Raw genomic sequence first — 21442 nt, 5'->3', positions numbered from 1 at the left:
GTGCGTTATTGTGCTCGATTGTGCGTTATTGTGCTCGATTGTGCGTTATTGTGCTCGATTGTACCTTGACAGGTTTTTTAAGGGGCGCTTTCCGGCCCCTTCCGGACCGGGTCACCGCACCTCCCCGCCCGCCGGGACTGCCGGCGGGGTTACTCATGGCGTTTCTCCTGTAAAGTGGAAGAAACCACCCTCCGCGTTGCTAAACACAAAAAGGGCGGTGATATGCGGGTTAGCAACCAGGATACAGGAACCTGTGGGGACGAACCCCCTCGCATACCACCGCCCAGGCAAGGGCCATGCTGTGCTGTGGACGCAAAAAAACCGCCATCAAAGGGAGAGGTGGAGGTGCGTCCTTGTCAAGGCTATCATGCCTTTTTTGTTTACTTTCAAAAGGTTTTTGACTAGAAAGACCGATAATCCTCTGCCTATTTGGGCGCAACACTCTTTTCCGCAAACGCTTTATAGACTATGAACGATATCCCGCTGAACGAACGTATTATTTTCGCCCTCGACTTTTCCGAACCAGAAAAGGCCAAGGAATGGGTAGAAAAGCTGGACGGAAAAATTAAGTTTTTCAAAGTTGGTTTACAGTTGTTTCTCGCAGGATGGTGGCCGGTGATCGATCACATCGTCGGGCGGGGCAACAAAGTGATGGTTGATCTTAAGTTTTTCGACATCCCGGAAACCGTCAACCTGGCTGTACAGCAGCTTAAAAATAAGAAAGTGACCTTTGCCACCATTCATGGCAACGACCCTATCATCAAGGCGGCAGTGAAGCATAAAAACGGCCTGAAGATATTAGCGGTTACCGTGTTGACCAGTTTTGACGAATCCGACATGATGGATATGGGGTTCACCGGGACTGTTGAAGATCTGGTGCTGATGCGTTCTAAAAAAGCAATCGATCTCGGCTGCGACGGGGTAGTGTCCTCGGCCAAAGAAGCTGGAAAATTACGTTCCAACATTCGGCAAAACTTCGTCATTGTTACTCCTGGAATCCGACCTGGTGCAAATATCGATGAAATTAAGGACGATGACCAGAAACGGGTAGCCACTGCCAAAGAAGCTATTCGCAACGGGGCGGATTATGTGGTTATCGGCCGACCGATCAGCACATCGCTCGACCCATTGTCCACTGTGGCTGATATTCAGCGCGAGATCGAGGCGGCCCTGGCGGAGAAAGCGGGTCAAAGCTGAAGTCGCAGGTGACGTCGCGCGGCACCCCATCACCCTCTCCATGTATTGGTCGCCTTCACTGGTTCTGCTACCGGCTTACGGTTCTTCGCTTGATGTGCCGGCGTTGCCATTCCGCCAGGTCGCCGGCAACCGCCATCCTTTGCCCGTCCTTGACGATAGGCATGTCGGGATATTCTTTCATCCACCGGTTGACTACCCGGCGGCTCACCCGCAAAAAACAGCAGATTTCCTTCATCCCCACCAGGATATCGTCATTCAACATCGTCACCATCCTCTCCGATTGTTGATTCGTCCGCAATGTCCTCGACAAAGGTCCCCTCGAGGCGCTCCCCGGCCAACTCGTTAAAAGCCTTGCCGACCAGCTCCATCATCGCCTCACAGACCTCGGGCTCGCGGTCCGGGGTGCCGCCGGCCAGGTGCACCAGCAGCCCCTGGCCTTCGTGCAAATGGTGGTAAATACCGTCCTGCAGGGTGGAGAGTAGGGCGGCGACCGCGGCCCAGGCATCCTCCTTGAGCAGCCAGCGGCTATCCTCGCGGCGGGCCTTGGACTCCTTTTCCCTGACCTCGGCCTCCAGCTTGCGGATCTCCAGATCCTCGCGCCGGGCCGATTGGTCGAACCGGGTCTCGGACCGCGTCGAGACATCGACCTGCTGACCATACTGCATCACCTGGTACCGGCTGACCGTGCCGTCCCGATGGAGAGCCGGAAACCCGGCCTCGCAATCCTGATAGAATTTGCCCTGGCTGACCTTGTACCCCTGGGCCCTCAGCCAGTTGAGAGCCTGTTTGCGGTTGGCGAAGCGCTCACCTTCGGGCGGCGGCTGCTCATCGGGCAGGTATTTGGCAAGCAGCCTCTCCACGGTCTCTTCGAGGGCTGACCGGGCCGCGTCCCAGTTATCCTTGGTCTGCCGGGTTGGCGCTTTTCCGTAGGCCTCCATGGCCGTGACGTGCACATCACGCACCAGTATCAGCTCTGATTTGTCCCGGCCGACCGCACGATCAAGCAGTTTTTTGAATCTCTCTTCGTCCATGCTCAGCCTGGTATGGGCCTCCTTGCGGCTCTTGAAGACTTCGGGTTCGGCGGTCATGGCGGGTATCAGGTGGTGGCCCCATCCACGCCGCCGCAGATATCGCCGGGGCGGCCCTTGGACCGGACCAGGCAGCCGAGGTTCCCGATACGCCGCTTGACGGCCGGAGCTCCGACCGCGCCGTCCTCGGGCTCGACGGGCGTCCATTCGTCCTCCGGATCGGTGATGATCGAGGGGCCGGCCGGGGCCTGCTCGGAGCGGGTGAACTGCTCGGCGATCCACTCCCGGCGCATCGCCACCCGCAGGAGGATCAGGTAGCCGATCAGGTCCAGGGTGGTATCCTCGATATCGTCGGCCTGGCCACTGACGATGCGGGAAAGCTTGTCGTCGATGCGCACCTTGATCTGCTCGACCGCATCGGCCCGGCTGAACACCCGCAGCGGAGACAAGGCGCTGTCGCCGTATTTCCTGTTTTTCTCCAGGAGCAGGTCGCGGATGTGATAGCACTCCTGCTCGATCAGTTCTTGGGTGGCGGCCATGGCCGTCTCTTTAGCTGTGATCATCCCTACCATCCCCGGCACCTTTTTATGTTCTCGGTATTGTCATACCGATCACAGATATTGTTGTCATTAATCCGAAACAACCGACCACGCTTCACCCCGATTATCCGGCAGCGCGGAGCATCCCACAACTCCCCGTCGGCGCACAGCGAATCCGGGACATAGTGGTCGCAACCGCCACAACTGGCGTGGGTATACCCCCGGCGGTAATGCAGTTCATCCTTGATTTTCAATCGCCTGATGCTCATCATACCGCCTCGCGCAGAACCGCGATCCGATCGGGATCCAGCCCGGTGATATGGCCGCGCATGGCATCCAGGGCCAGGTCGAGCAGGTGACCGTCCACCGAGGGGCGGCTGTTGCCGACATTTGTGGTGATGCTCGCTTTGAGCAGATCGGCAACCAGTTTCGGCAGCTCATCGTAATAATCCGGATCGCCACCAACCAGCACCGCGATGTCCCGCAGGATGTTATGTTTAAGGGCCAGGGCTTTTTCCAGCTCCTCAACCCGGTCGGCCAGCAAGTTGTGCATATCTCGCATGGCCTCATACCGCTCACGCATCTTTTCAAGCGCCCCTGCCACCATCGCATTGTCGGTATACAGTAGCCGCTCGGTCTCCTGGCTATCCTCAAGCAGGGCCGCGGTGTGGATGGCGGCCTCAACCCAATTTCCTTCCGCGCAGCCCAGTGCCCGGATCACATCTTTCGGCACGGCTACTGCCATTTCCACCGCGACGATCAACCCCTCGCCGATATCGCCCGTGTAGCCGACCGCCTTGGCGATATCTTCCAAGATTTCGTTTTTCACTTTGACCTCCACCTGCTCCTCGGGCAGGAAAAGCGCCGCCACCTCCATCAACCAGCCTGGGTCTTTTTGAGCCACCAGCAGACCAATCATCTTCTCCGCCATGCCGCGCTGCACCACCAGCCGGGCCACAGCTTCCAGACGGTTGCTCACCGATCCGGCCACGGACGCGCAACTTGAGCACAGCAACTCTCCGCTGCACATTGTTACAGCCCTGTTTTTTCCGCAGCCGCCACACTCCTTTTTCCGTTTTTGCATCTCATCCACCTCCGGTTGTTTTTTTGGTTGTATTTCCCGGTGATTTTTCGAACCCATCGCGCAATCCGCAATCACTCCGCGCATATCGGCCAACGCGACAATCTCCAGCTCCGGCGGCATCCCCTGGCAAGAGGCACAGGCATCCATGGCGCGGCGTATGGTCATCACCGCCATAACATCGGCGCGTTCCGACCGGGCGCGCTCCCGATGGGCGGCGCAGGCCCGCTCAAACCCAGCCCTGGTCATTTTGGTCGGGTGCCCGCTGGTGATCGGGCACCGGGCCGAGACCGCCGCCAACTTCCGGCCGGGGCGAGTCATGCGGCGCGCTTTTTTTGCTTCGGCGGCCATGGTCACGCCCCCCTGAAAAACGATTCCAACGCCGCCGCTGCGTACCTGCCCGGGGGCAGCAGCTCCAGCAGCCAAGCAACTTCGCCGCCGCCATAGAGGTCGCTGGTTATCTGTGCCCGCCGGGCCAGTGCGTCGGGCGTGGCGACTTGCGGCCCACGATAACGGACCGCCAGTTCATGCCGCCCCCGCCAAATCTCGCCGTTTTCCCGGCGTAGCCGGTCGATAAAAATCGTCATCGGCGAAAGGGGGCCCGCGATTGACGCGGGCGATATCAATGGTCGACTTACTGTCTCCTTGGTAACCACCAACCCCCGGCCCCCCTCTCGACCAGCGTCCAGGGGTAAAGGCAGATCCTGAGACGAAGCTGCGACAGGTGCGGATTTGGCAACCATCGCCGGGAGACCCGCCTCGATCCAGGCGCGGAGATCGCCGCCATGGTCGCTGACGTAGTCACCCGGATCCTTGCCCGCGGGTACCGGCCAGAACTTGGCATGGCGATAGGTGTTGGTCCAGGAGGCAATCGCTTTGGGACCGGCCCCGGCCTTGGCTTCACGCCCAGGATCGGCGTCGAGGGCAACCAGGATGATAGGGGCAGCGGCACACTCCCGGTGCAGCCACTCGGGCATGCCGCCGGCCACCGTCCCCAGGGAGATGACCGTCACACCCGTATGGGCCACGGCCACGGCCATGGCATCGAGTTCCGCCTCGACCACCACCACGCCTCGGCTCGGGCCGCAGGTGGAGCGGATGACCAAGGGCTCGTTGCCGCTGCCCTCGATCCAGATGTATTTGCGGTCAGGCAAGAAACGTTCCCGGCTTTCAGGGGTGCGGCGGATCCGGAGGCGATGGAGTTGGCCGGTGATCCCGACAATGGGGATCACCAGCCCGCCGGGCACCCACAGCCTGTCCTTGCCCTCTTTGGGGGGCAGGCCGATATCGGCCCTCTTGACGCGCCGATCGTGACTGAGCCAGCCGAGGGCGAACCGCTTGACCGCGAGCGCATCGAGGCCCCGCCCGGCCAGCCAGGCCAGATGATCCGCCTGGGCGCTGAGTTTGACGCTGGCCTCATCCGCCAAGCCCGCGGCCCAGGCCAGCCAGGTCTGGGCCGGGGACTTGGACACCACCCGCGCAACCTGCTGCATCCGGGGCGTGGGTACGGGGGCAACGCTCCGGGCCCGGCGCTGCTGGCGGCCGCTGCCGTTGCCCAGCCTGCAGGTGCCGCGCACCGCGCAACTGCCGGCCCGGCATTCCTGTCCGGCTGCTTCGTGGGCCTCGGCGCAGGTTTTTCCGTCGATCTCCCGCAGCCAGGTGATGATATCGCCCTTAAAACCACAACCATAACACTTGAAACCGCCATCGTCGCGGATAACGAACTTGTCTGAGGTGCTGCTGCCGCCGCATTTCGGGCAGGGACCGACGAAGCGGCCGTTGCCCCGGCGGAGGTTGTGTGTGGCCGAGAGGGCCTGCAGATCGACGTTCATTTGCTCCATCCTGGCTTATCCTGCTTCATCTTTTCCTTATCCTGCTACGTATATATAATAATATTAATATGTTATGTGTATATCAGGATGACAGGATGTAATATACGCATGCGCGCATGGAATTTTTTTTACATGCTGTTTTTTTTTCATACGCGCACGCGCGCAATGTTCATCCTTCATCCTGATTGCAGTGTTTTTCTATTGTATTTCCATAGGTTAGCTCATCAGGACGGCGCAGGATGAGCCAGGATAAGCCAGGATGAAGCGAGATTTACCCCAGATTGGCCAGCTCATGTGACACCTCCGGATTATACATCACGCCAAGGACCACCAGCTTGCCGCCGATTTTGACCAGCTCGTATCCGCGCTCGCGCATATCCTTGGCAACGGTGCGGTTCGCCGGTGCCTTCTTGACATCGCCCCGGTTGTTGCCCCACCACCAGAGGAAGCACTGGTAGAGCGTCGGGAATGATATCTGGCGGGCCGGATCATCCGGGTAGATGACCAGGCAGTCGGTAAGGAATTCCTTCATGTAATCCTCGCTGGCGGCCAGTTCCTCGGCGCTTTTGAGCAGCTGCTCCGGCGGATCGAGGCCGCGCTCCTGCCACTCGCGGCACCCCTCGACCAGCCAGGTGAGTATGCCGGTGAGGTTGTCGCGCAGGCGGTCTTTGAGCCGTGGATCCTTTTTCTTGAAACTGCCGGCCATGGATGGGTATTTTTTTGCCTCCGCCTCCGGATCATCGACAAACGACCATGGAAAATCGATCTTGAGCAGCCGCTGGATCAGAGCGAAGTCGGTACCCATCCCTGTCGGCATGTGGTTGGTGTGCAGGCAGAGGGTATGGGTTGGATCGAACACCACCACTTTGCCGAAGTTGGGACGACACTCTATCTGATCATCACCGGTCAGGCCTTTGAGGTTGCCGGCATCGACCCTCTGGCCGCGCTTGGTCTCCCCGGCCACCACCAGGCGCTTACCCAGGAGGGCATATTTATGCTCGCTGGCGGCGTTGATCGAGGGGTCAACCTTCTGCTCGGTGAGCATCGCCGGCGAAATGACGTGGTAGTAAGGGCCGAGTACCGATGAGAGCAGGCTGAACAGCACACCCTTGCCGTTGCGGCCGCGACCGATGAACACCGCGATGTATTGTTCGTAACTGTGGCCGGTGATCGCGTAGCCGAAAAATCGTTTGAGGAAGGCGGAGACTTCGGGGGATCCGGTGATATCGTCAAGGACGGTGGCCCACTCGGTGTAATCGGCATGGGGATCGTAGGGCACGGTGATGGCTTTGGTGAGGAGATCCCCGGGCCGGCCGGGAAGCAGCACCCCGGTTTTGAGATCAATTACCCCGTTGACGCAGGGTAATAGCCATGGGTGGCGGTCCATGTCAAGCTCACGACAGGCCATTGAACGGTCGACTACCGGCGCCCATACCAGCGCTTTCTTGGCGCCGCTCTCGCTGCGCAACCGGTCGACCCGCTTGCGCAGCTTCGAAATCAACTGCACCATCCAATAATCTTTATCGCCCTTCTTGGGGCGCTTGTCCTTATGTTGCTCTTCGAGACGTTTTTCCAAGGCCAGGGCCTGATCCTCATAGTTAAGAGCCACCTTCTCCACCGCATCAAAGCTGTCGCGGAATTCGTCGTCCTCCCAGACATTCCCGCCCCAGCGCAACCATTGGCCGTCTTTTGGAGTGGAGTTGAAAATGAAGGACCCGCGATTTCGTGCCGCATACAATAAGCCGTCGCCACGCTCGTTGGCATCAAGGCAGTCGAGCACGAACTGATCATCGATCTCCAACTCTGGACTAGGAGGAGGCAACAGCCCGGCCGCCCGCTCCTCAACCTGCCGTGCAATCTCCCGTTCACTCATTGTCAAAAATCCGCCATAGCAAATGAAGTTATCTTAACAAAACACTGAAGTTTCATTATTCCACCGGTTGCTGATTTTTTAAATGCACCTACCCATCGAGGTGCGAAATGCCCGCAGTGCGTAGGGGCCGGGGAGGACCCGTTATTTGGGTGTAATCGGGTGGCCCGGCCATTACAGATCATCACCTGTGTGTTGCACCCCTGGAGGGGTGCAAGGGGAGAGAGAGCGGGGTGCATCATGACGCAAGAAACCTGGTGAGGGTTGACCAGAAACGCTTTTCGAAGGTGCGGTCGAACGTCTTGTGGGCGATACCGTAGAAGTCGAGTTGAGGCTTGACCGGCTCTCGCTGATTGGTCTTGAGAATAAGGATCGGCTTGAGGCCGCGCGCCCTGATCGCCGAGGTGAACCTGCCCCGCCGCCTGCCGGGCTGGGCGGTGTAGGTCATGGTCCGGGTGACCGCCTTGCCGAATCCTTTGGCGGTTTTGATGCGTTGATACACACCAGGCAGGAGACGGCTTTTGTTGCCTGCCTGGATGGTCACATAGTCACCACCCCGGCGCTTGGTCCCGGCCACGACCGCCTTGGCCTGGCCAACTGTGATGTTGCCGGCAGCGGTGCGCTTTGCCCCTACAGCCAGATCGTATTGCTTGCCGCCGGCGGCGCGTTCAAAACCTTTCAGCTTCCGCGCTCCACCCTCAACCTGCGGCACCAGGTAATGCTGTCCCATACGAGGCGGGTCTTTGAAACCCACCTTTGCCAGCATGTTGTGGCCCCTGGTCAGGGTGGCCTTGATGCTGTTACGGGTCCATGGCACTGGTGAGCTGAACACCCTGGATATCTCGCCTTTGATTTCATCGCGGATGGCTTTGGCAGTGTGATCCATCGCCTGCTCCGCAGCTCGGCCTGCTTGCTTGGGCATAGCCTTGAGCATGGCATCCACCTCGGCAATGCCTTTAATATCAATACTGATCATCACGCATCCACCTGGTAAAGGGGCAGCTTATCCATGGCGGCGCGCGGCTGCTCATCAATGGCGGCGCGCACCAGGCAGCTGATGGTATTCTCATCCAAACCAATCCGGACCAACTCACCCACCATCTCGTTTATCTCGCTATGGCTCATCAGAAGTTCTCCCGATAAAAGGCGGCGAGCTGCCCCGCTTGCTCGCTGGCTTGCCGCTGTTCAATTGGTGTAAGGAGGGATCTGGGCGATCTTTGAACGACATCGACGGTGGGGGCCGCATGCGCAGCAGGGCCGCACGCATGATCGGCGAGGGTGACCAGCAAGAGTGACGTGCAGAAGAAGATGATCAGCAGCATCATGACGGCCTCGATCACCTTGTTCTTCACGTCGCGATTCGTCAGCCGTACCCGTCGCCTTCTGTTGCCGCCTGATATCCTCATCACAACCCCTGGTCTGTTAGTATTTGGCGCATCGACCGCGCCCTGGTGGGCGGCTTGTTGCCGCGATACTTGGCTTCGATAGACTTGGCTTCAGCGGTGAGATCAGCAGCCATCCGCCGCAATCGCGCCGCCCGGGCCAACTCTTCCGCCGATGTTTGCTGCTCGGGACTCATCAGGCTGTTACCCGGCCAAACCCTGGTTGTCCGACCAGCCTGTTCATGCCTGCCGCCCCTTGCAGTTTTTGGCATAGGTGCGGGCGATTTCATCCATGGCCGCATGCTTCAGCTCATGCACCACGGGGATCGGCTCGCCGGCATCGATTGCCCGTTGCAACGCGGCTACTGCGGCATAGTCAGCCAGGATCTCCTGTTCCATAGTGTCCATGACCAGCGGCACAGCACCCACCGCCACATCCTGATCCACCGCTGTTTCCAGGTACCGGATAGCAGCCCGCGCCGCATAGCCGTAGCCGATGGCATCCATGCGCTCAAACAAGGTATGGAGCAACTCCAGCGGACTCTTGCACCGCACCTCGGTGCATGTCGGATCCTGAGCCCAGTCGTGCGCCGACCGGATCGACCGATTAAAGATACGGGCGACCATCGCCGCCCCCATCGCTTTGCGCGCCACGTTAAACACTTGCCAGGGCTGCATTTTGCTTTGATCTTGTGTCATGGACTCACTCATCGATTTTGATATCCTGAAGTCATGGAACCTGAAAACATTTGCAAAGATTGCCCGCGCCCTGATAGGATGGACACATGCCGCCAAGCATTGCCGCCCAGGTTCCGACCAGGGTGCGGGGCTTTTTTTTTATGCCCTATCAATACCGAAACGCCCGGCGCTTGTCTCCACGTCGGGACTGAGCTCGATCGTAGGCCCCGGCCAACATGGCCTGGGAGCTGCTGACGGAAGTCCTTAGAGACGGACGATACCCGCCACCGGCCTCCAGCAGATCGGCAAACCTGGGGAATGCGGTGTACTTAACGGTCAGTTGATCAAGATAAAAAAATGGCATGGTGCGCCTCCAGAGCAAAGAGTGATGATCAATCGAGAATTAGCATCTGATACAACTTTGCCGCCACGCCGGACGACAACACAGCGGTGGCCTCGATACCCTGGCCGACAACTTCAACGATGACGGATCGATGGAGGTTCCCATCCTTAAGAATGACTGCTGCCCACATACCGATAAGTTCGCTGTTCATGACTACTCCTCCTTGGTGAAGGGGAAGACTTGGTCGATTGGAAGGCCGACGGCATCGGCTATGGCGTGCTCAATGATCGAAAAAAAATAACGGAGAAAAACCATGAAAACCCAACCGGATAACGGCAAGGAAGCCGCCATTGCAGAGGCTATCAACAATCTCGCCAGTGAAATGAGGATCCTTACCTTCGGCAACGCCTCGCTTACCAAAAGCAGCCCTGGAGCCATTGAAGGGTTGACCATGGCCGTGAGTGATTCCGGCAGCGGGATCGCTTCAGCGATTGGGGACGTTGCCACCTCGCTCTCCGATATAGCGGACGCCATCAACAAGCTTGCTGAGGCTGTTGTTGAATCTCGGGGCAAATGATCTGCGGCCCTTTGATGATGTTATCGCCGTTTTCAAGGATCAGAATGTCCTGGTCATCGAGTGTTTTGGTTAATCCAGCGACTTTTGAACTCAGTAGCTCTAAGGAAAATGGTCGGCGATAGGTGATTTTTTGTCCGATAAGTTTCATGCTTTCTCCTTGGTGACGGGGAAAACTTCTTCGACCGGTTTGCCGAGGGCCATGGCAACTGCCTGCCTAATTCTCGGCGTCGCCCGTTTCCCGGTAATGACGTTGTGGACACTTGACGGTTTTACGCCAAGCATCTTTGCAATGCTGGCCTGGGTGATATTTTTAGATGCCAACCCAGTTTTAATATCATCTTCCATTTTAGGCATATTAGGCAAAGGAGCCGCCTAATGCAAGAAAAAAATCAGGCAAACGTTAAAGAAAGATTGCAAATCCTTTGCGATTCAAAAAATATTAAAAATATTCGAGAACTTGCCGTGTTGCTGGGGGTAAAAGACGGTAGGCTTTATTCGTGGATAAAACGGAATGAAATCGTCAATCCCAAATTGATATTAGGCAAGTTTTCGAACATTAACGAAGAATGGCTCTGCACAGGGATAGGCGAAGCGTTTGTTGTTGATCAGCCTCTAAAAAATGGCCGTCAATTTGAAGAAAATCGAGTTAAGAAAGGGCACAGCAATGAATTGAACTCTTTAAGTCGACTACGATTTAAAACGCAGTGCGGGGCTGTCTATTTCGATGATTTTTTTGATTTTGTTGCAGAAAAATACGGGGAAAACAAAGAAGGGGTTGGCGAATTTATGGAGTGGCTCACGGAGTATCACAGCGAATACAGAGAGTGGATTGCAGAAAAAAAACGGACCGGCGAAAATGTGGTATCTGGACCCCCATCGAAAGTGTCTGGTGCTGGTAAGTAAAGGTCAATAGGCAAGTTTACCTGAAAAAAGGTTAATCATGGAAAATAAGTCATATAAGTTGATAAATATTTTGTGTGTAATCTTATCCTTGTTGACCATGGCAAGGGTATCCCACGCGCACTCGGGAGGGCTCAACAGCAGCGGGTGCCATACCAATCATAAAACCGGAGACTACCATTGCCACGGCGGCAGCAGTTCGAGCGGGGGAAGTGAATCCGGGCAGAGCAGGGGATACAGCGGCGGCATGGAAGTTATTCCAGAGGCCCGGCAGGCTCCGAAGAAAGAACAAAGCGTGCGAGTTGTGGGGGTGACCGACGGCGACACATTGCGCGTTGTCATCGAGGGCCAAGAGGTAAAAATACGCCTTTACGGTATCGATGCCCCTGAAAGCGGACAAGCATTCGGTAAAGCATCACAGCAAGCGCTGAAACAGATAACCTCCGGCAGACAAATTAGTATCAAGGTGCTTGATCGGGATCGATATGGAAGGCTGGTAGCATTGGTTTTTGCGGACGGCGCCAACGTGAACGAAGCAATGGTTGCCTCCGGTTTTGCGTGGGCTTACCCACAATACTGCAAACAATCGTTTTGCAACGAGTGGGGGCGTAATCAAACAATGGCCAAGGATAATCGCAAGGGACTATGGCAAGACGGAACCCCTACACCTCCATGGGACTGGAGGCATAGAAGGTAAACAAAATGAAAAACGGACAATGCCCAAAATGTGGAAATAATTTTTATGATTTTTCTGACCATTGCATGACATGTGGGTGGAAGCCAATGGACAAGCAAAAAATTATTACAATATCTGTTGTTTCTATCTTCCTAATTTCGTTGTTTGTTTTAACAACGACCGATGTTTTTACGACACGAGAAGAGATTGAGAAAAGAGAAGTGGCAAAAAAAGAAAAAGAAGCGGCTCAAAAAAAGGAAAACGCTGATAATAATATGCTGTATATGGCTCGACAAGCTGTCCTCGCCAGGATGAAAGATCCAGGTTCCTCCGAGTTCTCAGATGTCTATCGTGCAGCATCCGGTGCAGTTTGCGGCAGGGTGAACGCCAAGAACTCGTTCGGCGCCTATACAGGATTCGTTAGGTTTGTGTCTGGTGGCACACAATCAGCAACATTTCTGGAAAGCGATCCAGCGGCAGCAAAAAATTTTAATGAGGTATGGGACAGAATGTGCAAAGTCGCCTTGCCTTAATGTGGCGTTGCAAATTTTCCCCCTACTCCCTCATCATCTTGCTCTTGACGCCCCGGAAACCATCGACCGGCCACACCCGTGGTGACATCGCCAAGGCTGCCGCACTCATGAAAGCGCTGGAGGATTGAAAATGGCCCTGAAAACTACTCCGTTTGACGTTGCCGAATCCCTGGTACCGAACGAAGTGGTCAACCTCACCTTCGACCGCGAGTGGACCCCCATGCGGGCCTGGCGCGAATACCTTGGGTTGACCCAGGCGGAAGTGGCAACCAGGGCAGGAATCACCCAAGCTGCCTATGCCCAAATGGAGACGGTCGAGCGGCCCAGAATGGCAACCCTGAAAAAAATCGCGCAAGCGCTGGGCATCACTCCCGACCAGCTCAACTTTTAAGGGATGGCCATAATTTCAGTCCGTATTCAGCCTGCCGTGAGGCGGTTGACAAAGACGGCCACACCACGAAGCACAAGGGACTCACGGTTGAAAATTCGAAATATAGTGACTAATTTTCAGTTACAAACATGAGGTTTTCTGCTAGAAAAGCATGTCCAAACATCAAAAAATAATAGACCTGCTTCGGTCAAAAAAAGCTCCTCCTGGTATAAAATGGACAGAGCTTAAATCACTTCTCGAACATTTTGGTTATGTTATGCTCAAACCAAAAGGAGGGGGGTCAAGCAGGAAATTTTATCATAAACAAAAAGATATATTGTTTATCTGTCACCAGCCACATCCGAGCCCGTGCGTTGATAAGGGGTGCATCGCTGACGTGTCTGAACACCTGAGGGAAAATGAATTTATTTAAGGAGGGGCACCATGGGCACTCTCAAGTATAAAAGATATGAAGGAACAGCCGAGGTGGACATGGATCGTTGTGTTTGTCGGGGCAAGATTCTTTTTATTAACGATCTTGTTATTTACGAAGCGGAGAGTCCGGCTGCACTTAAAAAAGCCTTCGAGGAAGCAGTTGATGATTACATAGAGACGTGCGCTGAACTGGGGAGGGAACCCAAAAAACCACTCAAGGGACAATTCAATGTAAGGATCTCTCCAGAATTGCACAAGGATGCCAGTCTTAGAGCAATACACGACGGCATTACATTGAATGAGTTGGTGGGGAAAGCGATATCGGCATTTGTTCACTCTGGGGCAGAGGTGAATTACAATTACCACTATGTTAGTGTCGCGCAGTCAGATAATAATTTCAATACATGGTTATCTAGCCCATATACCGGCACTCAGTTTTTCGAGGGAACAGCTCATGCAACAGCAAACTGATCAAGCAAAAACTCATGAGTTTGTTGAAAACCCATTGTCGCTTCGCGAGGTAACAATACTGCTTATAAAACATTATGGCCTTCACGAAGGATTTTATGATTTGACAATGGAGTTTACAGTTGGATTCGGCCCCATAGGCCCAGATCCAAACGCACTTGTTCCTGGCGCACTTGTCGGTGTACAGAAGTTGGGACTTATTAAGGTTCCAGAAGCAAAAAAACCAACAACAATTAACGCGGCAGAGGTCAACCCGCCCAAAAAGAAACGCGGAGCCAGTGACCGCTGAGCCATGAGCGTCCACCAGACCAAAGATGGCCGATGGTTCGTTTTTTACCATAAGGGATTCAACAAAGAGGAACCCAACCGCACCAGGGAATATTTCGGCCGGGGGATTGAGGCGGAACTGGCCGCCCATGCGCGCAACCATGCCATCGGCCTGGGCGTGCAGCGGGATCACAGCGCGGCAGAACCCACCTTCGCCGACCTGGCGGCCGATTACATGGAGGCCCACGCCGGCGACATGCGACCCACCAGCAGGGAGGATGCCGCCTGGAAACTGGACGGCGTCATCTTGCCCCAGCTCGGCCATCTGCCGGGCAGCCGGATCGGGCCACCGGCGCTTGATGGCTATGTGGCCGGTCGGGCCGCCCTGGGACGAAAAAACACGTCGATCCACCGGGAGCTGTCAATCATCAGGGCCATCATCCGCTGGGCCGTCAAGCGGCACAAAATCACCCACAATCCGATGGACGGGTTCGACCTGCCGCGCCGCGATGACGCCATCATCAGCCCACCGACGGCAGCCGAGCTGCAGGCCCTGTATCGAGCCGCTGCACCGCACCTGCAGCGCGCCCTGCTCCTGAGCTATTATACCGGGATGCGGCCGGGAGGCTCTGAGCTGCTGGCTCTGCGCTGGGAACATGTGGACCGGGTCAACGGTTCTATCTTCGTGGAGAGTGCAAAAAAAGGAGGGATGCGGGCGAGAGGGGTACCAATCGCCACGGAACTCGACACAGCCATGGCAAGGTGGATCCAGGCCGACCGGGAGCGAGGACCGTTGCAATGGGTGGTCCATTATCACGGCGCCCGGATCGGCAGCCTCAAAACAGCCTGGGCCCAGGCCAAGAGGCGGGCAGGGATCACCCGCCGCATGCGCCTCTACGATCTTCGCCACATGGCAGCCAGCGACATGCTTGCCGGCGGCGCCGATCTCAAATCAGTGTCCGAGATCCTCGGCCATGCCTCGCCCGACATGACCATGCGCATCTACCAGCACACTATCACCGCCCAACGCCGCGCCGCCATCGCCGTTCTTGGTAAGCGTTTACCAATAGACACCAGCCAAGACGACGATAAAACGGGATGATAAACGTTAAAACCCCAGTCTTCGGGACGCTGGGGTCGGAGGTTCGAATCCTCTCTTCCCGACCATTTACACACATAGTATTCTCAACAGATTGATCAATATTGAACAGGTTGATCAATATTCGGTCAAAAAGCTCGCTATCAGCGAGCTTTTTTCATGTGTGCAGTAACAGCAAAATAAAAAGATCCTTCCATGGTACTGCAGTCAACAGACAGATGGTAATTTTGTTCTGTTTCTGTCGTCTTTGAAGGAATCAATAGCATCTGTTAGCAGGTAACGACCGAAAATGTCAAAAACGAATCTTTACACAATGAAGAACAGCTTGTGCCCCTCAGAACATAAGTATTTATTTGTTCAAAAAAATCCCGGTAGACACTTCCCGGCAATATCGCTGTTTACGCCGTGGTTGTTGTGGTTATAATTAGTGTATCATTGTGTCTGTAGCTGGCGCGAAAGAGTGTTGGAACAGCGTTTTCACGATGAGAGATACCTGAAACAGCGACTATTTTAAAGAAGGTGTGATCATGAAACAGTATGGTGGGTGGGTTGTTTGTCTGCTGCTGATCATGGGGTTGAGTGGAGGGCTTTCACCAGTCAGAGCTCAGGATTGCTCAGTCCAACCTCATCAGGATGCCGGCCTGATGACAGCCGATGCAGCACTGGCAAGACCGGTGGGTGTAGTAGCCACAGTTGCCGGTTTTGCTCTGTACCTAGTATCTTCCCCCTTTTCAGCGCTGAGTGGTAACAGTGAAGAAGCATGGCAGAGTTTGGTGGTGTCACCGGCAAACTATACTTTTAAACGCCCTTTGGGCCACTTTGAATGTGAACAGGTCCCTCAAACTGATGACAAAAACTGACACAGACACACTGTAAAGGCTGTACTAAGCGATGGAGGTTGCATGGTAACTCTGATTGTTTGTCCAAACTGTGGTGCAAAAAACAGGATCCCGACCGATAAACAGCGCCTGACACCTAAGTGTGGCCGGTGCAAACATTCTTTGGCCGGAATGCCGCAATCGGGTCTTGTCAACCCGTTAACAGACGGACAATTTCACGCTCTTGTCGAACAGGCGTCCCTACCGGTGCTGGTCGATTTTTATTCTCCAACCTGCGGACCCTGTCAAATACTGGCGCCTACCCTTGATGCACTGGCTCATGATTATGTTGGCCGGTTGCTGATCTTTAAAATCGATACCTCCTCACAACAGAGGATGGCGCAACGATTTCAGATTCGTGGGGTACCAACCCTGTTGTTTTTCAAAAACGGTCGATGCATTGATCAGGTGGTTGGTGCAGTGCCGCGGTCTGATATCGAACAGCGTATTCATACACTTCTCCAGCAGGCGGCTTAAGACAGAGGATCGTTCACCGCACGGAATTGTTCCGGACCAAACACGTACGTTGCTGATACAGTGGTTATTGTACTGTCGTTATGGAACAGTGACTGTTCTCATCCATATCGCCGCCCAAGGCCTTGATGAGGGCCACGTGGTTCTGTAATTGATTTAATTGGTTTTCCACGACACTGATCTCTGCCTGCCGTCGTGACTCCTGGGCATCAAGCCAGGGTTTGATGCCAATCTTTCCGGCCTGATAACGGAGCTGGTAGAGATCTTCTGCTTTTCGGGCTGCTTCCAGGGTCTTCAACAGTTCGACCGATTCTTCCTTGTACCGTTGTCGGGCAGAAAGCCCATTCTCCACTTCAACCAGGGCATTGTACAGTGTCTGGCGAAAGCCAAGGCTTGCCTGTTCATATTCGGTGTCGGAGATGCTGATGGTACGCTGCATGTCACGCCACTGTAAGAAGGGTAGGGAAAGGCTTGCCATGACTGTACCTATGGGATTGTTGAGCAGTCGTGAAAGTTCGTCGCTGCTTTGACCAAGGTTGCCACTTAAGGTGAGCGGCGGGTAAAAGGAGGCCCGGACAGCATTGCCGCTTGCCAGTGTGGAGCGAAGGCGAGCCTCGGCAGCGCGGAGGTCCGGGCGTCGTGTCAGCAGATGCACCGGTAATCCTGCGGCCACTTCAGGAGTGCTGGTCCGGAGAAGATTCGCCGGTCCAGTGAGTACAATGCTCTGCTGTGGTGGTCGATCCAGAACGATGCTCAGTTCGTTTGCCACCTCGGTTTGCTGTTGTAATAAGATAGTATGATTGGCCTGCTGATTTGCCAGTGAACGTTGGGCCTCTAAAAGATCAAGAGCTGTGGCTGCACCGGCAGCATAGCGAACATCGGCCAGTCCCAGGCTATGGCGGGTATATGCAATACTGGCTGAAGAAAGAGCCAGTCGTTCATCAAGATATCTTAATCGCCAGTACAAAGAAGCTGTGGTACCGGTCAGAGCAAGGATAGTGTTGTCCAGATCTTCTCTGGTCGCTTGAGCTTCCCAGCGGGCGGCTTCAGCTTCTCCTGCTAATTCTCCCCACAGATCAACGGTATAGCTGGAAAATATCGAAGCCCCGAAAAGTGTATTTTCCGGACGGTGTCTTTGTACGTCACGGCTGTAACTTGTACTGGCCTCTGCCTGTAAACTCGGCAGACGTCTGCTGTCTGTGAGTTCGGCCTGGAGCAGTGCATTGCGTAGGCGTAGAGCTGTTATAGCCAGTTCTGTGTTGGACTGTAGTGCCTGACTGACGAGCTGATTCAGGGCTGGATCGTTAAAATGGTGCCACCAGCAACCTTTTTTCTGAGTATGAAGAGAAGAAGAGTAGGACCAGGTTTTCGGTATAGAAACTGCGGGTTCTTTGTAGGGGGTGTGTACGACAGACGCGCAACCTGGAAGTATCACGGTCAGACAGATGAGTATGTTGAGAAGACGAGACGAACAGCGCATACAGCTACTCCCTGGTCAAAGCAATGACTGGATCAAGGGATGCGGCTTTACGTGCAGGCAGAAAGCCGAAAAGAATACCGATTGTCGACGAACAGACAAAGGCGCTCACGATGGCGGTGGTGGAATAGATTAAATTAAATTCACTTCCCAGAAAGGAAACGACTCCCCCCACAGTCAGTGCCAATCCCACACCCAGAGTACCGCCAAGCAGGCAGACCAGCACCGCTTCGATGAGAAACTGTTGCATAATATCACTGTGCCGTGCACCAACAGCCATACGTACCCCGATTTCCTGCGTTCGTTCAGTAACAGAGACCAGCATGATGTTCATGACGCCGATACCACCGACCAGAAGAGAGATAAGGGCAATGGAGGAAATTAACAGCGTCATGGTTTGGGTTGTTTTTTCGATGGTTTGACGGATAGCATCCAGGTTGGAAACAAAAAAATCTCTGGTTCCATGGCGTTGGGTAAGCAGTTTGACCACGCTTTGTTCTGCGATTGCGGTGGAGACATTATCCGCTACCCGGACAGTAATGCTCCGCAGATACTGTTGTCCGGTCAGGCGATTCATGGCTGTTGTATAGGGGACCCAGATGTTGAGGCTGTCGGTGTCTCCAAAACTTGTATCCGATTTTTTAGTGATACCGATTACCCGGCAGGGCACTCTGCCAAGCATGATGACTTCCCCAAGGACTTTATCCGGTTGATCTTTAAACAGACCTCGAAAGGTATTTTGATCGATGATAACATCCTGGGCACTGGCACGAACCGCATCACTGTCAAACTGCCGCCCCTTCGCAAGTTCCATGCCCCGCACCCGGAAATAATGCTCACCCACACCATTGACCTGGGCACTGACACTGGTGTTACGATAGACGAGTGTCAGTGATTTGGTCACCAGCGGCGTTACAGTGTCCACATAGGGCTGATCGGCCAGGGCATAGGCGTCCCGGGGGACAAGGGTGCGCACATTGCCGGATCGCATGTCACCCCAATCAACACCGGGATAGATGCTGATGGTGTTGGTTCCCATGGCACTGATGTCTTTGAGGATTCGTTGCCGTGACCCTTCTCCGAGCGCCACGACGGAAACCACAGAGGCAATACCGATGATTATGCCGAGCATCGTCAACAAGGTCCGCATGCGGTGAGCTGCCATAGCGGTGAGAGCCATCCTGAATGCTTCTGCAAATCTTTGCCAGTAGGCCTGCCATGGCTGCCGGGCAGAAGGAACTGCGGCTGCCTGCGGTTGTGGAGGGGAGGGTGGTTTGGTCTGGCGGTCGACAATTACCTTGCCATCCTTCAGCTCGATAATCCTGTCGGCATAGCCGGCTATTTCCAGGTTGTGGGTCACCAGGATAACTGTATGGCCATCGCTGTGGAGTTCTCGCAGTATTTGGATGACCTCAAGTCCGCTGGCCGAATCAAGTGCACCTGTCGGCTCGTCAGCCAGGATAACCGTCCCTCCGTTCATCAGGGCCCGGGCAATGGAAACTCGTTGCTGCTGCCCACCGGAAAGCTTTCCTGGTACATAATCCATCCGTTCAGCCAGACCTAAACGATCAAGGAGCCAGCGTGCTCGCTCCTCTCGATCTCTGGTTGTGACGCCGGCATAGATGGCCGGCATTTCAACGTTTGCTAAAGCGGTGAGGCTTGTAAGCAGGTGGTAACGCTGAAAGATGAATCCAAAATGTTCTCGTCGTAAATAGGCAAGTTCATCCGGAGTGAGCCGGCCGGTCTCTCGGCCGTTAATGCGATAGACACCACGACTGGGACGATCGAGACAACCGATTATGTTCATCAGGGTGGATTTACCGGAACCTGAAGCACCAACGATGGCCACCATTTCACCGGCTGCAATAACCAGATCAACCTTGTTGAGGACGGTCAGACAGGTGTCTCCCGTTACATAATCCCGACAAACCCCCTGTAACTCAATCAACGAGGCAGTCATCAGAGCATCCTCATCGGGCGGCGCATTCTTACCGGGGCAGCAGCTGTTATCTCCGGATCACCAATCACCACCTGCTGTCCTTCCTCTAAACCTTCGCGCACCTCAGCATTGGCGTTGTTGTTGAGCCCAATGTGCACCCACTGTTTCCGGATGACACCTGGTCTGGGGAGAACACGTACTGCATGACGACCTTTTGCGTCTCTGTCGCCCAGTGCAGCTGACGGGATAAACAGTACATCCTTTGCCTCCTCAAGGATGATGTTGACCTGCGCTGTCATGGATATACGCAGCTTACCGTCAGGATTAGGTACATTGATAATACCGATATAGTAAATGGCGGTGTCCGTACTGCTCACAGAGGAGGAGGCAGAGGTTTCTTTTGCTATGGATTCCGGTGCCGGTTCAATGGCATTGATTACAGCCGGATAACGGTTGTCCGGCTCGCCGAGTACAGTAAAGAAGACTTTTTGACCCGGTTTTACGCGAATAATGTCCGCTTCCGAGATCTCGACCTTGATGGTCATGCGATCAAGTTCTGCAACCTTGATAATGGTTGGTGCTGTTTGGTTGGCATTAACGGTTTGCCCTTCTTTGGTGACAATCCCTACAACCACACCGTCAAGAGGTGAGCTGATCTTGGTATATCCCAAGTCGAGTTGAGCCGTATCCACCGCCAGTTCCGCCTGTTCGATCTGGGCATCAAGGGCATTGATCTCTGCTCTGAGCACCTTGAGATTGGCTTCAGCAGTTTCGGCCTCCTCCCGGGAGGAGGCATCGCCTGCCAGCATCTGGATCTGCCGTCGATGATTCAACTCTGCCAGCGCCAATGAGGCCTGTTTCGCCTGCTTTTGCGCACGGATGGCAGTTAAGGCTGCAGTTTTAGTCCGCAGAGTATTCTGTTGAGGCAGGCTGTCAATTTCCGCTACCAATTGACCGGCCCTGACCGTGTCGCCCAGATCTACTTTCAAGGATTTCAACTGTCCGGAAACCTGGGCACCAACACTGACCATGTTGACGGACTCCACTGTGCCGCTGGCCAGTACAGTCGTTTCTATCGAACCGCGGGCCACCGGCATCGTCATGTAGTTCGGTTGCTGTTCACGATGCAAAAGGTAGTAGACAACAGCAGCTGTGCAGGCAGTTATCAGAAGTACTGAGGTTAAAACGAGTCGGCGTCGTAAGGTCGTCTTGCTCATGGCTGTACAATAGGCGAAAAAATAAAAGAAACGGCTGAGACCATTTCTCAGCAAATGTTTATTGGATTGGATTTTCGGGCCACACCATACGGTACATTATGGATAAAACCGAGATAAAGGAGGCTTTTTGGGAACAATTTATGTAAATTGTAAGTGTAATCGTCAAGGAAAAGCGTACAAAA

General features: G+C 54.7%; 31 protein-coding genes and 1 pseudogene. 13 read left to right on the top strand and 19 right to left on the bottom strand.

Annotated elements, in window-relative coordinates; translation table 11 throughout:
* Positions 1-468 precede the first annotated feature (468 nt).
* Positions 469-1197 (top strand): orotidine-5'-phosphate decarboxylase, encoded by a 729-nt coding sequence (gene pyrF / locus HP555_RS10965; protein WP_199262428.1) that lies wholly within the window; start codon positions 469-471, stop codon positions 1195-1197.
* A 67-nt stretch (positions 1198-1264) separates the two neighbouring features.
* On the opposite strand, the gene HP555_RS10960 is transcribed toward pyrF, so the two are convergent.
* The 14 genes from HP555_RS10960 to HP555_RS10895 all read right to left on the bottom strand — a co-directional run bounded on the left by HP555_RS10960 (position 1265) and on the right by HP555_RS10895 (position 10161).
* Positions 1265-1459 (bottom strand): hypothetical protein, encoded by a 195-nt coding sequence (locus tag HP555_RS10960; protein WP_199262427.1) that lies wholly within the window; start codon positions 1457-1459, stop codon positions 1265-1267.
* Complete coding sequence (locus HP555_RS10955) at positions 1449-2285, bottom strand: hypothetical protein (RefSeq protein ID WP_199262425.1); 837 nt, start codon at positions 2283-2285, stop codon at positions 1449-1451. The genes HP555_RS10960 and HP555_RS10955 overlap by 11 nt, the downstream gene beginning before the upstream one ends.
* 8 nt (positions 2286-2293) lie before the next feature.
* Entirely contained in the window at positions 2294-2764 is a 471-nt protein-coding gene (locus tag HP555_RS10950; RefSeq protein WP_199262424.1) for a BAR domain-containing protein, read from the bottom strand.
* 26 nt (positions 2765-2790) lie between these two features.
* Positions 2791-3036: a hypothetical protein gene (locus HP555_RS10945; RefSeq protein ID WP_199262422.1), complete on the bottom strand. Its 246-nt coding sequence runs from the start codon at positions 3034-3036 to the stop codon at positions 2791-2793.
* Entirely contained in the window at positions 3033-4271 is a 1239-nt protein-coding gene (locus tag HP555_RS10940; RefSeq protein WP_233249154.1) for a hypothetical protein, read from the bottom strand. The genes HP555_RS10945 and HP555_RS10940 overlap by 4 nt, the downstream gene beginning before the upstream one ends.
* Entirely contained in the window at positions 4199-5677 is a 1479-nt protein-coding gene (locus HP555_RS10935) for a CHC2 zinc finger domain-containing protein (RefSeq protein ID WP_199262418.1), read from the bottom strand. The genes HP555_RS10940 and HP555_RS10935 overlap by 73 nt, the downstream gene beginning before the upstream one ends.
* Positions 5678-5948: 271 nt before the next feature.
* Positions 5949-7550 carry a DNA primase family protein gene (locus HP555_RS10930; protein ID WP_199262416.1) on the bottom strand — a complete coding sequence of 534 codons (1602 nt, stop codon included), beginning with the start codon at positions 7548-7550 and terminating at the stop codon, positions 5949-5951.
* A 235-nt stretch (positions 7551-7785) separates the two neighbouring features.
* Positions 7786-8523, bottom strand: a complete 738-nt coding sequence (locus HP555_RS10925; protein ID WP_199262414.1) for a hypothetical protein — start codon at positions 8521-8523, stop codon at positions 7786-7788.
* Positions 8523-8672: a hypothetical protein gene (locus HP555_RS10920; protein WP_199262412.1), complete on the bottom strand. Its 150-nt coding sequence runs from the start codon at positions 8670-8672 to the stop codon at positions 8523-8525. The genes HP555_RS10925 and HP555_RS10920 overlap by 1 nt, the downstream gene beginning before the upstream one ends.
* On the bottom strand, positions 8672-8899 hold the full coding sequence (locus HP555_RS10915) for a hypothetical protein (protein ID WP_199262410.1): 228 nt from the start codon (positions 8897-8899) through the stop codon (positions 8672-8674). Before HP555_RS10915 ends, HP555_RS10920 begins: the two co-directional genes overlap by 1 nt.
* A 53-nt stretch (positions 8900-8952) precedes the next feature.
* Positions 8953-9126 (bottom strand): hypothetical protein, encoded by a 174-nt coding sequence (locus HP555_RS10910; RefSeq protein WP_199262408.1) that lies wholly within the window; start codon positions 9124-9126, stop codon positions 8953-8955.
* Between the two features lie 43 nt (positions 9127-9169).
* The gene (locus HP555_RS10905; RefSeq protein ID WP_199262406.1) at positions 9170-9628 is read right to left on the bottom strand and encodes a hypothetical protein; all 459 of its coding nucleotides are present in this window, start codon (positions 9626-9628) and stop codon (positions 9170-9172) included.
* Positions 9629-9776: 148 nt separating this feature from the next.
* On the bottom strand, positions 9777-9971 hold the full coding sequence (locus tag HP555_RS10900) for a hypothetical protein (RefSeq protein WP_199262405.1): 195 nt from the start codon (positions 9969-9971) through the stop codon (positions 9777-9779).
* 28 nt (positions 9972-9999) lie between these two features.
* Positions 10000-10161, bottom strand: coding sequence for a hypothetical protein (locus HP555_RS10895; RefSeq protein ID WP_199262403.1), 162 nt, complete (start codon positions 10159-10161; stop codon positions 10000-10002).
* A gap of 102 nt (positions 10162-10263) precedes the next feature.
* Here HP555_RS10895 and HP555_RS10890 point away from each other — a divergent pair, with 102 nt between their 5' ends.
* A complete protein-coding gene (locus HP555_RS10890) occupies positions 10264-10527 on the top strand; it encodes a hypothetical protein (protein ID WP_199262401.1) in 264 nt (87 codons plus the stop codon).
* Here HP555_RS10890 and HP555_RS10885 read toward each other — a convergent pair.
* Together HP555_RS10885 and HP555_RS10880 are read right to left on the bottom strand one after the other, a co-directional pair.
* Positions 10484-10675 carry a hypothetical protein gene (locus HP555_RS10885; RefSeq protein WP_199262399.1) on the bottom strand — a complete coding sequence of 64 codons (192 nt, stop codon included), beginning with the start codon at positions 10673-10675 and terminating at the stop codon, positions 10484-10486. The two genes, HP555_RS10890 and HP555_RS10885, sit on opposite strands and share 44 nt — an antisense overlap.
* Entirely contained in the window at positions 10672-10881 is a 210-nt protein-coding gene (locus HP555_RS10880; RefSeq protein ID WP_199262397.1) for a helix-turn-helix domain-containing protein, read from the bottom strand. Before HP555_RS10880 ends, HP555_RS10885 begins: the two co-directional genes overlap by 4 nt.
* Positions 10882-10902: 21 nt before the next feature.
* Here HP555_RS10880 and HP555_RS10875 point away from each other — a divergent pair, with 21 nt between their 5' ends.
* The 11 genes and pseudogenes from HP555_RS10875 (at position 10903) to HP555_RS10830 (ending at position 16630) form a co-directional block, all read left to right on the top strand.
* The gene (locus HP555_RS10875; RefSeq protein ID WP_199262395.1) at positions 10903-11430 is read left to right on the top strand and encodes a helix-turn-helix domain-containing protein; all 528 of its coding nucleotides are present in this window, start codon (positions 10903-10905) and stop codon (positions 11428-11430) included.
* 37 nt (positions 11431-11467) lie between these two features.
* Positions 11468-11605: pseudogene (locus HP555_RS14410) on the top strand (YHYH domain-containing protein); the annotation flags it as partial.
* A gap of 69 nt (positions 11606-11674) precedes the next feature.
* Complete coding sequence (locus HP555_RS10870) at positions 11675-12124, top strand: thermonuclease family protein (protein ID WP_233249153.1); 450 nt, start codon at positions 11675-11677, stop codon at positions 12122-12124.
* Between the two features lie 5 nt (positions 12125-12129).
* Entirely contained in the window at positions 12130-12636 is a 507-nt protein-coding gene (locus HP555_RS10865; protein WP_199262391.1) for a hypothetical protein, read from the top strand.
* Positions 12637-12766: 130 nt separating this feature from the next.
* On the top strand, positions 12767-13027 hold the full coding sequence (locus HP555_RS10860) for a helix-turn-helix domain-containing protein (protein ID WP_199262389.1): 261 nt from the start codon (positions 12767-12769) through the stop codon (positions 13025-13027).
* Positions 13028-13178: 151 nt separating this feature from the next.
* Positions 13179-13439: a type II toxin-antitoxin system HicA family toxin gene (locus HP555_RS14405; RefSeq protein ID WP_199262387.1), complete on the top strand. Its 261-nt coding sequence runs from the start codon at positions 13179-13181 to the stop codon at positions 13437-13439.
* 11 nt (positions 13440-13450) lie between these two features.
* Positions 13451-13912 carry a type II toxin-antitoxin system HicB family antitoxin gene (locus tag HP555_RS10850; protein WP_199262385.1) on the top strand — a complete coding sequence of 154 codons (462 nt, stop codon included), beginning with the start codon at positions 13451-13453 and terminating at the stop codon, positions 13910-13912.
* On the top strand, positions 13896-14198 hold the full coding sequence (locus tag HP555_RS10845; protein ID WP_199262383.1) for a hypothetical protein: 303 nt from the start codon (positions 13896-13898) through the stop codon (positions 14196-14198). Before HP555_RS10850 ends, HP555_RS10845 begins: the two co-directional genes overlap by 17 nt.
* A gap of 3 nt (positions 14199-14201) precedes the next feature.
* Entirely contained in the window at positions 14202-15278 is a 1077-nt protein-coding gene (locus HP555_RS10840) for a tyrosine-type recombinase/integrase (RefSeq protein WP_199262381.1), read from the top strand.
* 524 nt (positions 15279-15802) lie between these two features.
* Entirely contained in the window at positions 15803-16135 is a 333-nt protein-coding gene (locus HP555_RS10835) for a hypothetical protein (protein ID WP_199262379.1), read from the top strand.
* Between the two features lie 42 nt (positions 16136-16177).
* A complete protein-coding gene (locus HP555_RS10830) occupies positions 16178-16630 on the top strand; it encodes a thioredoxin domain-containing protein (RefSeq protein ID WP_199262377.1) in 453 nt (150 codons plus the stop codon).
* A 64-nt stretch (positions 16631-16694) separates the two neighbouring features.
* Here HP555_RS10830 and HP555_RS10825 read toward each other — a convergent pair whose 3' ends face one another.
* From HP555_RS10825 to HP555_RS10815, 3 genes are read right to left on the bottom strand one after another with little or no spacing between them, the layout of a single operon-like run.
* Positions 16695-18107, bottom strand: a complete 1413-nt coding sequence (locus tag HP555_RS10825) for an efflux transporter outer membrane subunit (RefSeq protein ID WP_199262376.1) — start codon at positions 18105-18107, stop codon at positions 16695-16697.
* A gap of 4 nt (positions 18108-18111) precedes the next feature.
* Positions 18112-20064 (bottom strand): MacB family efflux pump subunit, encoded by a 1953-nt coding sequence (locus HP555_RS10820; RefSeq protein ID WP_199262374.1) that lies wholly within the window; start codon positions 20062-20064, stop codon positions 18112-18114.
* A complete protein-coding gene (locus HP555_RS10815) occupies positions 20064-21260 on the bottom strand; it encodes an efflux RND transporter periplasmic adaptor subunit (RefSeq protein ID WP_199262372.1) in 1197 nt (398 codons plus the stop codon). The genes HP555_RS10820 and HP555_RS10815 overlap by 1 nt, the downstream gene beginning before the upstream one ends.
* Positions 21261-21442 lie beyond the last annotated feature (182 nt).

The sequence above is a fragment of the Desulfobulbus oligotrophicus genome (assembly GCF_016446285.1).
Lineage (GTDB): Bacteria > Desulfobacterota > Desulfobulbia > Desulfobulbales > Desulfobulbaceae > Desulfobulbus > Desulfobulbus oligotrophicus.
Note: the sequence above shows the minus strand (reverse complement) of the source record. Positions and strands in the feature narration are given on the sequence as shown.